Below are 14,665 nucleotides of genomic sequence, written 5' to 3'. Positions count from 1 at the left end.
ATGGCCTTGTCGGTACCGGAAGAAGTCCGGGGACTGTTCCGTGTTCTCACCGGGGAGCAGTGGCCCAGTGCGAACGAGGACGACCTGCGCGTGCTGGCGCAGGCCTGGCGTGATGCCGCGACCGACGTCCGGCAGGTGCTCGGGCCGGAACTGATCGAGGTCATCAACTTCATCCGGTCCAACTTCTCCGGCAAGGCCTCCACCAAGTTCATCGAGGCCGTCGAGCCGTATGTGAGCGGACCGAGCTATCTTCCGACCGCCGCAGGGCAGTTCGAGGACCTGGCGGACTTTCTGGAGAAAGTCTCGCTCATGGTCGAGTACATCAAGCTGATCTCGATCCTTACGCTGATCGAGTTGATCATCGAGATCGCCTGGGCGATCAAGGTCGCGGTGCTGACCGGCGGGGCCAGCCTGGTCTGGGCGCTGATGCGGATGCGCATCGTCGCCTACCTGCTGAAGACCTGGTGGGGACGGCTGTTTCTGGCCATCGCCCAGGCCCAGCTGGTCGGGATAGGTCTCCAGGTGGCCATGGACGTCATCGTCCAGACCATCCAGCGGATCGAGGGACACCGAAAGCACTGGGACGGCAACCTGACCCGGCAGGCCGCCGAGGTCGGCGCGCTGGGCGGCGCGCTGGCCCCGGCGTTCTCGGCGCTCGGGCACGCGGTGACGAACGCCATCAACGACGGGCTGAAGAAGCTTCTGGGCAACAGCCTCAAGAAGTCCGACTACACCGTACTGAAGAACGCCGTCGCGACTGCGGTGTCCAGCAACATCAGCTCTTTCAGCGCCGCCGGACTGCGGGCGACGGCCGAGCGCATCTCCAATTCGTTCTACCGGGCGATCGAGGGGCCGCTGCGCGTCGCGCTGTCGGCTGCCACGGTCAAGGCGGTCGTGGACTTCGCCGAGGAGGGTGCGCACGAGGCCTTCACCGAGGGCATTCTGCTGGTGCTCCAGGGCGAGGAATTCGCCTGGAACTGGTACTCGTTCAGCTCCGGTGCGGCCTCCAGTCTGGCCGGCAGTCTCGGTACCGGCATCGGTGGGCTGATCAAGGGGAACGCCGGCGACCGGGGCATCGGCGACGGTGACGGCGCGCTCACCGGCCGCGCGGCTCGCAACTTCGTCGATCCGGCCCAGAACGTTCCCCTGCTGAGTTCGGCGGCTGCCAACGACTTCCGGGCGCCCACGGACGGGACCGGTGATCCGGATCTGGATCTCGGTGCCGGCACGGTGCAGATAGCCGGGAACGACGGAATCGGTTCCGTCACGGGGCTGACCGCCGCCACGGGGGCGGTCGCGGCCACCAGTGTCTCGGGCGCGGGTGTCTCGGGCACCGCGAACGTCTCCGGGGACGGGGACATCTCCGGCGCTGCGGGCACGGCAACCGCCCCGAACGGCTCGGGTGTTTCGGGTGTTTCGGGGGCAACCGTGGGTGCCGGAGCCGGGGGAGCCTCGACCCCAGGTCACCAGATCGGCGCCGGTTCTGCGGGCGCGGCCTCGTCTTCCGGCGGGTCCTCGGCCTCCGTGACGTCACCGGCCGGGTCGGGCACTTCCGCGACGGACGGGCCGGCCGTCGCCGACCTGCTCGGACTGGACCAGGACGACACCCCCCTGATCGACCTCACCTCCTATGACGACCTGGAGGGTCTCGACTTCGGAAGTACCGCGCGTCCGGAGCAGGCCGCCGAGACGCTCTCTTCAACCGGGACCGGTGCCAGGTCCGCTGACACCACTGACACCACGGGGACGAGCACCCCGCTGGTGACGAGGCCGAGCGGCGCCGGCGTCGGCCCGGGCGGGAACGTCGCCGGAAACACGACCGGCAACACCGGCGGAGCCGCGGACGCCGACGGACGGGCGGCCTCCGTCGCCGGGGGCATGCGGCCGGAGCGGAACGGCTCCACGACCACCCCGGCGAGCGACGGGATCGCGGCCACGACGTCCCGCACCTCGGTACCCGTCACGGGAACACCGAGCGGGCCGAACGCGAACACCTCGCCGGGGAGCGAAACTTCCGTCCGAGCCGGAAACACTGGATCTGGCACCGCGACCCCTGCCACGGCAGGCGCCAACTCGTCCAGCACCGCAAACCCGTCGACTCCTGTCCGGCCCAACACCGGCGCAGGTGTCACTAGCACTGCCATCAGCACTGCCCCGGGCGAGGCGAAAACGGCTACGGGAAACCCGAATCCGGCTGGTACCGGCGTGAACCCTGTCACGCGGAACACTCCGGGTGCCTCGCTCCCCGGTACAGCGGGGCCGAAGCAGGTCACGTCCACCACCGAACTACCGGCCGCCACCGGTACCTCCCTCCGAGGGAACGCCGGTCCGGTTTCCATCGGAACCGATAATGCTGCAACAGGTTCCACAGCAGCCGAAGGAGGTGGCAGAGCTTCTTCCAGCTCTTCCGCCTCTCCTGGGCAGGGTGCTTCGGAGCCCGCGGACCGGCCTCGGGCGGAGAGGTCCGGGACGTCGGCGACCACGTCCTCGCTCGCGGACCTGCCGGCCACCGTGACCGAGAACTCGCGGATCGTGCATCTGGACGAGCTGGAAGGTCTACGGCCCGGAGATGTCGCCGTAGGCGAATCCCTGGTGCTCGACGAGAGCAAGCCGGTTCCCCTTCCTCTCGTTCAGCGGGCGGTGACCGACTTCGGTACCGAAGTAATCGCCCGGGTCGACCGTTCGCTCATCCCCGGCAGTGTGCGGCGGGGCGTCGCCTGGATGAGGTTCCCGGTGACGGGTCGTCCCCGGCCGGTCTCTGTACCGGTGTCGGCCGACCGCCTTGCCGATGCCACGACCGACAACGTCGTGCCGGTACGGACGCTCACGGGGGCGTCCGTACCGGAGGTCGGCTCGGGCGTGGAGGAATCCGGCAGGTCGGGTCCCGAAGCGGTGGCGGCGTCGTCCGCGGCGACCTCGGACGAGACGGCTCGTCAGGAGTTCGAGCGGCGTTTCCCCCTGCCCGACGTGCTGAACGCGGTGAGGTCCGAGTATCCCAAAGTCGCGCAGGGCAGCTCGGCGGTCGACGCGGGACTCGACGCCGACCGGGTCAAGGACCTGATGACGCAGGTCAGCACGCCGGTGCACAACATCGGTGACATGGCCCACGAGGTGGTGAACCTGCATCTGGGGGGAGGACTGCGCCTGCGGGCCGGGGCCCCCACCACCGGGGGCCCGGGCCGGGGCGGCGGTGTCCGGATCGCCGGGGACACCTGGGACGGGCGCGGGGCGACGCCGGAGCAGCGGGACAAGGCCGCCGACGGCATGCTGCACCTGTACTCGTCGTTGCAGGAGTTCCGCGACCATGCCGCGGGCCGCACCGATTACCTGGGCAACCTCCCGCTCACCCCGGGACAGACCGACGTGGCCCAGCGGACCTGGGTGAGCTTCGAGCCGGCCGGCACCAACATCATCGGCGAGGACCACACCCGGGCCACCCTCCCGCAGATCCTGCGGACGGTCGGGTCGGACAGTTTCGTCTACGAGCTGTTCCCCAAGGACGACCTGAGCGGGAACCCGGCCACCCGCCGGGCCTTCCGGCAGATGAGTCAGCACCTGTGGCAGCCCTTCCTCGGAGAGCTGTCCGACGCCCAGATCCGGCGTCACGGTGGCGAATCTCTCTACCCCAAGCTGGGTGTGGCCGTCAGCGACGTGTTGCAGGCGATCCGGACGAACGGCCTGGCGCCGGGCCGGGACACCGCGTACGCTGACGTGGCCTGGCAGCGCATGCTCCGAGTGGCCTGGGCCTACGCGGGCGAGACCCAGCCCAGCACGCGGGACCGGCTGCCGGGCCGGAGCGGGGTGCGCCGCACCAAGACGATCCTGCGGCAGGTCGCGACCGAGACCGCCCCGGTGCTCAACGGTTTCATGGCCGGCCTGACGCCGGACGGCGGCCTGCGGGAGAGCCTGCAACGGCACCGCGAAGCCATCGGCGAGAACGCCTTCACCAGCGAGTTCCTGCCCCGGCTGGAATCTTTCGGGACGACGTTCGTGCAGGCCATGCGCGCCCGTGCGGCCAAGGACGACGACCTGGGACAGAACGAGCGCACCGCGCTGGAGCGCGAGCCGGACGACCGCAGGATGTTCGAGGCCTGGCGTGACCTCTCGATGCTGGCGACCACCCGGGCGGCGATCCGGAACGGCACGCGGTACGTGGGGATGGGCGGTGACCACGTCGCCTCCCTGGAGTCCGAGCTCCGGCGGGAGAGCGGTGCCCACCTGTTCCGGATGGACCTCACCCAGACCGCTCTGGAGAACCGGACCAATGACCTGACCTTGCGTCGCCCGCAGCGAGGAGACGGTCCGGCGGCCGGGGTGGACGGGAGCGACGACGCTCTGGACGTGGGGGTGGGCGACGACGGCCTCACCGGTGGTCTCAGCTTCGCCGCCGGCCGGCGCAACGATTCCGACGCGGATCTCAATTCGGACGACGACTCCGATTCCGGCGTCGGCCCGGGCGGTTCCGTTCGTGCCGCGCAGCCCCAGCCGGTGGCCGGGTCGTCCGGATCGCCGCTGCGACCCGAGGACGTGCTGAACGACGTCAATCTCCAGTTGCGGCGGGTGATGCCGGAAGACGTTCTGCCGCCGCTCGACGTGACCCGGGTGCGCGATCTGATGCGCCGGATCGAGGCGGGCGATGCGGCACCGCGCAACAGCCGGGCGATGGCCTGGCAGGTGCTCAACCTGCACTCGGGAGGACGCCTGCGGGCCCGTGGAGGGGCGCCGGCACAGACTCCGGCGCAGGCCCCGGCACAGAGCCCGGGCGCGGGAGCGAGTGGGGCCACGGCGCAGGCCGTCACCCCGTCCGCGGTCATCGACCCGCCGGCGGTCGCCGCCGATCCGGTGCTGATCCTCAGCGACCTGGTGAACCAGCTCGGTACGACGCAAGACAACGCCCATCCGCTGTTGCATTTCGCCCCGGTGCCGGACTCCGTGGTCAGGGGGCTCCAGGCACGCATCATCACCACGGGCGAACGCGGCCGGGGCCAGGACGACGCGCTGCGGGCCTGGGTGGGGCAGACGGTCACCGGCCGGCGGATCTCCGCCGAGTGGGCCCGTGTGCTCGGACGGGGTCTGGTCCTGAAGCTGCCGTCCGGCCCGACCATCGTGCTGCGGCTGTCCCTGAGCGAGCCGCGGCAGCTCCCGGACGGGATCGACCGGCTCGGCGGGAACCTCCCGGTGCAGAGCCAGCGGTGGCAGTTCGGCATCGGCGAGGCCGGGAACACCATGTCGTCCACCAACTTCCGCAGCGGGCGGGTGCAGTACAGCGGAACCGTGCCGGTGTTCCACCGGTTCCCGCTGCTCCAGATCGGCCTCACGCCCCGGGTCGAGTTCACCCACAACCAGAGCACCTACGGCACCACGACCGGCATCAGCGTGCAGGCGTTCACCATCATGCGTAACCGGCAGCCGCACGAGCGCATCGGCTTCACCATGGCCTGGCACATGCTGGAGCTGGAGGGACCGGTGGACGACTCGGTCCCGGCCGAGGACCGGAACTGGCAGCCGATCAACGATCTCGGGGACGAGCCGCTCACCGCCTGGATCGGGCAGAATCAGGCCGTGCGCCCGGAGAACGGCGACGCATCCGCCGACCCGGCCGAGATCCCCACACCCGAAGACCTCGCCGTGATGCCGTTGTTCGGCGTCGAGTCGGTTCCGAACCATCAGCAGCTGTACGACGACTTCCTCACCTCCTTCGCGCCGTATCTGACGAACCTGCGTGAGGATGTGCTGGACGACCTGAAGAGCGCCCTGTCCGAGGGGGACCTGCGGGCCAACCTGCCGCTGATGATGGGCGGCAACGTGGTGACGCTGCCGCTGCTGAACGACGGGAGTGGTTCCGCCATCGGGTTCGTCGAGATGTCGGCCGAGCTGGTCGGCACCTTGGAGGCCAACGGGCCAGCCCTGGTGAACTCGGTGATCGAGTCGTACCGGTTGCGTTCGGTACGGACCCAGAACACGGCCACGATCAGTTCCGCCATCGGCCTTAACCTGACGGCGGAGTTCGGTTTCGCCAGTGCGCCGGGCGCGGACGTGGACGGCCGGCTGGCCGTCAGCGCGGGGGCACAGCGCCAGGCCGCAGTGACCTCCACGGCGGGAGGGACCTTCCGCGACGTGGTATCGGTGCGGCACGCGGGCAACCTGCCCCGGGCGCGGGGAAACATCCGGGTCACGATGCGTCTGCGACTGGCCGACGGGCGGGAGATCGCCCCGGTCGAGGGTAGTCCGCTGGCCCTGGCCGGCACCACCTACCCGGTGCATCTGGTGGTGCCGATGCGCAGCGGTCTGCATCAGACGCCGAAGGAAACCCGTTACCTGCCGGCCGATCTGCTGCACCTGCGCACCATCGGCCTGTCCGTCACCCCGCTCGCGCTGACGCTGGACGCACCTGCCACCGCTGCGGTGGAAGCGGGCGGAGCCGCGACCTCGACCGGGACGGCAGCCGCGACCGGCGCCGTGACGGCAGCCGCTACCGAGGCGGAGCCCGTGACCGAGCCCGCGACCGAAAACCCAACCGGGCCCGCGACCGATAACGCGAGCGATGAGGCGACCGGGGCCGCGACCGAAAACGCAACCGGGCCCGCAACCGAGGCGGAAGCCGTCGCCGGATCCGGAACCGGTGCCGGCGGCGTCCCCGAATCCGATCCCGCGACCGGAACCCCGGGCGTCCCCGAAACCGGGGCCGCGGCCACTGCCGTAACCACGGACGTCCCCCAGACGCCACCGCTGACCGGCTTCGTTGCCCTCGAAAAGGTACTGCGGGACGAGGGTTTCCTGCCCGACCCGTCGAGGGCGCCGGTGATCACCACGCGCGGGCCGGCTCGCCGGCTCGCCGGCCCGGACGCCGCGGTCACCATGCAGCTGCTGAACCTGCGCAAGTTGCAGCAGATCGTCGGGCAGGCCGCGCAGGTGGCCGGGCTGGGAGCCGCTCTGGAGGGTGGTGACACGGCCTGGTTCGAGAGGATTCACCACGGGCAGGTGCGCCGGATGGCGGTCCGGGTCCGGGTGGAGCGGCGGTACCCGGACGCGAACGACCCCGAGACCGGCGTCGAGCACGCGTATCACGCTCCCAGGACCCAGACACTGAACTTCATGGGTTCCACCCTGGCCGGCGAGGAGCAGCAGACCTTCAGCCCGTTCAACTGGAGCGTCGGTGTGGCCGGCGGCCCGACCCGGCACGGCCTGGAGGTGCTGCCGCAGGGCAGTGTGCGCGGGGGCACGTCGACCACCACCCTGGCCGGAATCGGCACCGGTCACGAGTATTACGCGCTCAGCCCGACGTCGCAGGGCTCGGAGATCTTCCGCGTGCCGATCACGCTGTCCATCGACCTGATCGACTCGCACGGGCCGGCCAGGTCCATCGACCCGGTCGACGGCACGGTGACGCTGGCCGTCCCGACCGCCCGCACCGGTGCCGAGCCGAGCACCGAACCGCGCCGTGCACCGCTGACGGTGCGAGAGGTCACCGAGAACGACCGGCGGATGCTGGCGGCGGCGCGCTCCGGCGACGGCACCCGGCTGGGCGGGATGCGCCTGCCGGAGACCGCGATCATCGAGCGGCTCGAGGGCAGCCAGGCGGTTCAGGCGGCACTGTTCCAGCTGCTGGGCGCGCCCGCGGACACACCGGTGCTGCCGCAGACCGGGCAGAGCTGGTCGGAGTACCTGAATCAGCGCGTGTACCAGCCGTTCCTGAACAGCTGGGCCGGTGTGCTGGTCGGAGGCGCGGGACAGGCCCTGGTGACGGCCGCGGTCGGTGAGCCGATGTCGAACGGTGCCTCGTCCGCCGCCGAGTTCGGCAGCCTGGCCACGTCTCCGGAGGCACTGCGCGCCGGTGTGCTGCGGATCTTCAACGACGAGTACGTGGTCGAGGGGTTGCGCGGGCCCGGTGGCGTGGGGACCGAGCGGACCGTGCGGCTGCGTATCCGGGGCTATGTCACCGATTTCCGGGCGAATCCGAAGGTGGAGGTGATGGACGGCGAGCGCTGGGCCCAGGCGACCACGAGCCACGCCCACACCACCAGCACGATGCTGGGTGGGCAGATCGGTCTGGGGCTGGCCGGGCGGGCCGGCGACGGCAACCGCACCACCGGCCAGTACACCTTCGGGCGCGCCGACACGCAGAGCACGACGGTCGGCAACAACAGCAGCTCCTTCCGGGTGACCAGCCAGGACGAGTTCGAGGCCTACCGGGGCAAGGGGAAGGTCGTCTTCGTGATCGAGGCCGAGTACGGCCATCGGCAGGAGGCGGCCGGCCTGCTCGGGGCCGGGCAGTCGCGGCGGTCGCTGGCCGTCGAGGTGCCGGACGGCATGGAAATGATCTTCATGGATCACGACATGCACAATCATCCGGCTCTGCTGAAGGCGGTGCGGGACAGCGGTGCGACAGTGCCGCCGGCGACGCCGCAGAACCTGCGCCTGCCGAGCCGTTTCATCAGCAGCGGCGGGCAGATCGGCTTCGGCAAGGTCACCGAGGCGATCACGGCGCCCGGTTCGGCACCGGCCGGGCGGGCCCTGCGCGACCTGGTGGAACGAGTGGCCCCCGGGCTGACGACGGTGGGTTCGGCCACCTACTCGCCGACGGCCCTGACCCGGATCAACGAGCAGACCACCTCTTTCGGTCTGAAGGAGGCCGTCAACGCCGGCCCGGACGGTGCCGTCACGTTCAACGTCCCGTACCGGTCGGCGCGCGGTCCGGCCCGGGTGCGGATCCGGATCTCGGCCCGGCCCAAGAACCTGGGCGAGCTGGAGCAGGTGCGCGGCCGCCGGGCCGGCAAGGGTTCCGGCCTGGACAACGTGTTCTCGCACATCACCGGCAACGGCGCGTCGCTGGAGGTGCCCGGGGCCACACGGATGGCCCAGACCTCCACCCGCACACAGAATCTGGGCGTCACGAGTGACGCCCTGCTGCCGTCGCAGACGATCAGCCCGACCCTGAACGAGTCGGTGCGCAGCGACGTCGGCCACGCGCAGAGCTCCACCCGGGAACTGCGCACCTGGGAACGCACCATGAACAGCGCCGAGTTCTGGGTGCGCTACGAGTACGTGATGGAGGCGACGGTCGAGCCGGACTGGCTCGCCATCGAGGCACTGCTGATCCAGGGCACCGCGGTGCTGGTGGCCCAGAAGCTCTTCCTGGTGATCCCGTGGCTGTGGGCCGGGATGATCGGTATGGCGGCCACGGCCGCGGGCACCATGTCGACGGCTGACGCCGTCGCCCTGGAAGAAGGCCGTCTGAAAAAGCTTTCGGACGACGAGAAGAACGGCCGGGTCCGGGTCGACGTCGACGTGGCCCTGCGGTTCGCCGAGTCGGAGACCCGCCCGGAGGGCAGCGACGTCCCGACGCAGGCCGGTCCCGTGCCGGTGGATCCGGTGCTGCTCAAGGAATCCCCGCTGCTGCCTCGCCCGGTCGCCACGCCCGGCGAGACCCGGATCACCATGGACCCGGACCCGGAGCTGACCTCCCGGCTGGAGGGCCGGCGCTGGCTGCCGAAACGCCCCGTGGAGATCTACCAGTTCGGCGGGATGCCGGAGCTGGCCCGGGCCCTGAACCAGGTCTCCCCGGACTGGATGCGCCGGATCACGCCGTCTTCCAGTGATTTCGGTGAGGGGCAACTGATCCGGCTCAACCAGTTCCTGCGCAACGGCGAGCAGGTGAAGGCCGAACGGGCCGGCACCGCCGCGTTCCTGAACCGCTCCGGCACGGACGGCACCTCGATCGTCATGACGCTGCACGAGGCCTGGGCGGTGGAGGAACGCAAGGACATCGCCATCGACGGGATCGAGGTGTCCAACGACAGCGTGACGAACACCAGTTCGTCGTCCCGTGGTCGTTCCCTGGCCCTGGGGCCGAGTTTCGCCATCGACACCCACCAGCGCAGTGGATTCTCGCTGCCGGTGACCGGGCAGACCCTCACCCGGGGCGAGATCTCCATGCTCGGCAGTCAGCGCCGCGAGGTACTGCGGTACGGGCAGCCGTTCAGCACCGAGGCCAAGCCCGGACTGCCCGGTTTCGTGGTGCAGGCCACCGCCGTGATGGAGGTGACCGGCCCGAAGGGGAAGGTCTGGGTGGTCGCACCGATCCAGATGGGGACGACGGAACGACCGGTCACCGCCTGGCCACAGATCGCGGACCTGGGCGACAGGCGCCTCAGCAAGGTCGAGACCGAACGGTACGACGGCCTGATGCGCGACGCCCTGACCCGGTTCCCGCAGGAGCGGTGGGACGAGCTGGCCCAGGCTCCGGGAACGGCTCTCGACGGTGCCCTGATCCGGGTGGCGCACGCGCTGCTGGACGGTGATCCGGACGCTGCCCAGCGGGTGGCCGAGGAGGCGGTCGAGCGGGGACGGCCCGCCACGGACGCGGTGGTGCCGCCCGCCACGGACGCGGTGGTATCGCCTGTCACGGACGCGGTGGTGCCGCCTGTCACTGACGCGATGGTGCCGCCTGTCACGGATGTGTCTGTACCGCCCGCGACGGACGCCCCCGTACCGCCCGCGACGGACGCGCCCAGCCCGCTCGTCATGGACGAGTCCGCGCCGCCCGCCACCACGAGCAGGACGGTGCTGCCCCCCACCGGGCCCGCTGAAGCGTCCGGAACGGAGAATCTTCCGGCGACGGACGGCGGATCGCAGCCGGGTGCGGACGCGGCCGATCCGGGAGTCCCGGCCGAGACCACCAACCGGCAGGAGGCCCCGCCGACGTCCGATGCGCCGACGCCCGACGCACCGACGGCCGGTGACGGCGACGGGGCGACCCGGCCCGCCCGGCGGCGCGGCATCGGGAACGGTGGCCTGCCCACCATTCCGGAGGAGACCGAACCGGCCGAGGGCGCCCCGGCGTCGGCCGACCCCGTGCGGGCGGTGGCACCGGTGCGGCCCGAAACCCCCGCCGAACGGATGCTGCCGAAGGCCCGTCCGGTTCTGCCGAAGGCCGGGCCGGTGCTGCCCCGCACGACCAGGGGGATCAAGAACGTCTCCACGGTCAACGACCCCGACCACGGTGGTCCGGCCGGGTGGCCTCGCACCGGCCGGGCCGGGCGGGTGGTCCGGGTGAAGAACGCGACCGCTCCGGACGGACCGGGGCCCAGGTCGTGGAAGGACCGTCTGGCCGGCACCTTCAGGCGGGCGCTGGACGGCGCACCGGGCGGTTCCCACCGGGTACTGACCCGCCGGTCCGGCCGGCGTACCGGCAAGGCCGAACTGCCGCACCGGGCCGACCCGTTCGTGTCGGCCGTCGAGACCCCGGCCGATCTGGTCGCGATGGCCCGGCACACCGCGGTCGAGGTCGAGATTCCGGCCGTCCTGCACGAGGAGGCCCGTTCGCGACGCAGCTGGGCCGCGCTGCGGGAGCGGTCCCCGCACAACCTCAGGGTGTTCAGCCCTCCGGCGCCGGCGCATCCGGGGCTGGCCGACGTCCTGTCGACGGTGACCGCCTCGACGGCCGGGTTCCGCTACGTCGTGGACGAGGGCGGCGTGGTGCGGGGCGCACTGCGGATGACCAGGCCCCACCCCACCGTGGCCGGGCACGGCCGTCGTGGGGCGGTGGAGTTCGTGCCCAACCCGGCTGTGCGCAGGGCGGCGGCCCCGGTCATCGGGCCCGCCCCGGAGGCCACTGGCCGGCCGGGCGTGACCGATCCGGCTGCCGTGACCGATCCAGCCGCTGTGACCGATCCAGCCGCTGTGACCGATTCGGCCGCCGTGACCGATCCGGCCGGCCTGGTCGATCCCGCCGACCCGGCGGCTGCGGTCGAGTGGACGCACTGGTCGACGTCCCCCGATGCGCAGGTCGTCACCGAGAACCACGAGATGCGGGTCCTGGACCCGCGACGGCAGAACCTGCCGATCATCCCCGAGACGTCCGAACCCGGCGGTCCGGCCGATGCCGTCACAACCGCCGCGGCAATGGTTTTCGCACCGGCCACCGAGCCCCGTGGCCCCGTCGACCTGCCGGTTCCGCCTCCCGGCACCGAGGCGATCGGCCGGGCCCGTGTCGATGCCCTCGTCGTCCTCTTCCGCTCTCCGGCGCCTGACGGCACCACCTGGCCCGCCGTGCTCGACCGGGTCGAGGCCCGGATCCTCGCCGCGGTCACCGCCGCGGGAAACCGGGTGACCGGCGCGGTGATCCGGCAGGCCGCGCGCGATCTCGACGGCCTCGCGATCACCGGAAACGACGCCCTGACGGCGTTCTCGGCCGCCGTGCTGGACGCCCACCGGGCCGCGGCCGATCAGGCCGTCAGGACGGTCCTCGACGGCTGGGACGGCGTGGCCCGATCGCCGGGACAGCAGATCGCCGAGCGCCGTCCGGTGCTGCCCGTCTACACCCTGGAGGGTGATCTCGGCAGCGGGAAGATCCTGCACGCCCAGAACTTCACCCGCCCGGACCAGGTGGCCGCGGCGGTCGCCCGGCGGATCGGCCAGCCGCTCACTCCGTCGCAGCTGGAGGCGGTGGAAACCGTTCTGGGACGAGAGATCTCGGTTCCCGGTGCGACCACTCTGATGCGCGGTGGTGTGCCGCTCCCCGGCCGGATCCGGGTCGGGAACCGTTCCTACGAGGCCCGTCTGGCTGTGGACCTGCTGGGCGGCGTGCCCCTGGAGAAGGCGCCCGGGAGCGAGAGCATCGAGGACCGGCAGATCGCCTACGACGTGCGCTACCAGACCTCGCAGGGCGACCGGAGCGCCGGGCTGACCACCCAGCGCTCCGGCGGGGTGATGGCGACCAACGCGCTGTCGCTCGGCGTGGGTGCGACCCTGCGCACCGCCGGGATCCCGGCCTCCGTGCGGATGAACGAGCAGGAGTCGCTCGAAGGGGTCAGCGGTTCCGGAACCGAGATCTCGCGCAACATCAAGGGTCTCATCGGCAGTACCGAGTTCCTGGCCCTGGCCCGGCTGAAACTCGTGCTGAACGATGCCGCCACGTCAGCCGCGCCTCTGGAGCACACCGTGGGGTCGGGCCGGGTCTGGGCCCGGTTCAACGACGAGGTGGTCCGGATGCCCGAGACCGCCGCCGACACCGAGACCCCTGCCGACACCGACGCCGACACCGAGACCGCCGCCGACACCGAGACCGACGCCGCGACCCGTCCGTTGCCCACCCAGATCCACCCGGTGATCTCGGTGCCGGAGGGGATGAGCAGCGTCCGCTCGCCCCTGCACGAGGTGTTCCACATCGTCGAGTCGCTGAATGCCGGCCGTCTGGCCGCGGCCGTGCGATCGCGGCTGACCGGGGCCGATGCCGGAACCCTGCGACAGCTGGATGCCTTCCTCAACAACGAGAACCTGCTGCTGAATGCCGGTTTCATGACCGGCGGGCGGCTGATGTCGCGGGTGCTGCCGGTCTTCGGGGGTGTTTCGCTGGAGGTCACCGCCGGCCTGTCCGACGTGCAGCGGGTGTTCTCGGTGCCGAAGAGCACGCTGCGGCAGGACGCCGGGTCGTCCGTCAAGATGGAGGCCAAGCACGGCATCTCGTCCACCGCGGACCTGAGCCTCGGGCTCCAGGGCACCTGGCAGACCGGGTACGACGGCACCGGCCGCACCGGTCTGGGCACCTACTCCTCCACCACGGTCTCCGGGAACCTGGTCGGCCTGGGCACCACCCGGCCGGTGTCGGTGTCGACGGGCAACAACGCGGGATCGAAGGCGGTGTCGGAGTACGCCGGCCCGGTCGTGTTCCTGCGTGCGACCATGCGCGTCACGGTCGCACTCGACGCCTCCACACCGATCGACCCGGTGCACGAGAACGTCACCGTGTATCTCGCCGTTCCGGAGAACGAGGTGGCACGGTTCGAGGAGGCGGTCCGGCACCCCTCCGAACAGGCTCCAGCGGCCGGGACGCAGGTGGTGCCGCACAGCGATGATCCTGTGCGGGCCGTCCGCCGGCACAACGCGAGCGCCTCCGTGACCATCCGTAACGGCGAGACCCGTTATCTGCCGGACGGTCTGGTGACGGGACAGGCCATCGGTCACGGCGGCGTCGACCTGGTGCCGGGTGCCGAGAAGATCATGCCGGAGATCGAACGGCAGGTGCAGGAGCGGCTGGCGGCGGAGTGGAGCCGCAGCACGGTGGCGGAACGCAACTCGTTCCGGAGCCAGGTGAACCAGATGTTCTCCGCCCCGGCGGTGCTCACCCGCATGCAGCACGGTCTGCCGTCCCGGTTGTCGCTGGACCTGGCACTGGGCGGGCGGGGCGTGCGCATCGTGGTGGATCCCACGCTGGGCCGGTTCATCGAGAGCATGCCGCAGTCCACCGAACACGATGCCACCGTGGATGTCTCGTGGAAGAACTCGACCAAGCTGGACGTGAAGCGCACCCTGGGTTCGGTGGTGCGTGGCAGCCTCGACGTTCCGTCGCTGTTCGGCACCGGTAAGGGACCGCTGCGGGCCATCACCCCGGTGGCCGGGGGCAGTGTGTCGTACACCGATCAGCAGACCGAGACGGCCGGCCAGGCGGTGAAGTCCAACCGGCGCTGGAAGTTCAAGAGCCCCACCCAGCTGCTGACCTTCGGCGTCAGCTACGACGTCAGCGTCGAGATCGACGGGGTGCGGCAGCAGCCCCCGGCCACCCGGCTGGACGGGGAGGTGCGGGTGGCGGTCTCCGAGGAGATGCTGACGAAGTCCCCGGCCGAGAACCCGGACGGCCTCGGGCGCGTCACCCACCCGGACGACG

Annotated in this window: 1 protein-coding gene (running past one end of the window); it reads left to right on the top strand. The window is 71.0% G+C overall.

Annotation, left to right across the window (positions count from 1 at the left end):
• On the top strand, nucleotides 1–14,665 hold the beginning of the coding sequence (locus tag KIH74_RS14680) for a WXG100-like domain-containing protein (RefSeq protein WP_214156474.1). Its footprint extends 19,199 nt past the window's final position; the window shows 14,665 of its 33,864 coding nt (coding positions 1–14,665); the start codon lies at nucleotides 1–3; its stop codon lies off the right edge, out of view.

This window comes from Kineosporia corallincola (genome assembly GCF_018499875.1).
In the GTDB taxonomy this organism is placed as follows: domain Bacteria; phylum Actinomycetota; class Actinomycetes; order Actinomycetales; family Kineosporiaceae; genus Kineosporia; species Kineosporia corallincola.
Note: the sequence above shows the minus strand (reverse complement) of the source record. Positions and strands in the feature narration are given on the sequence as shown.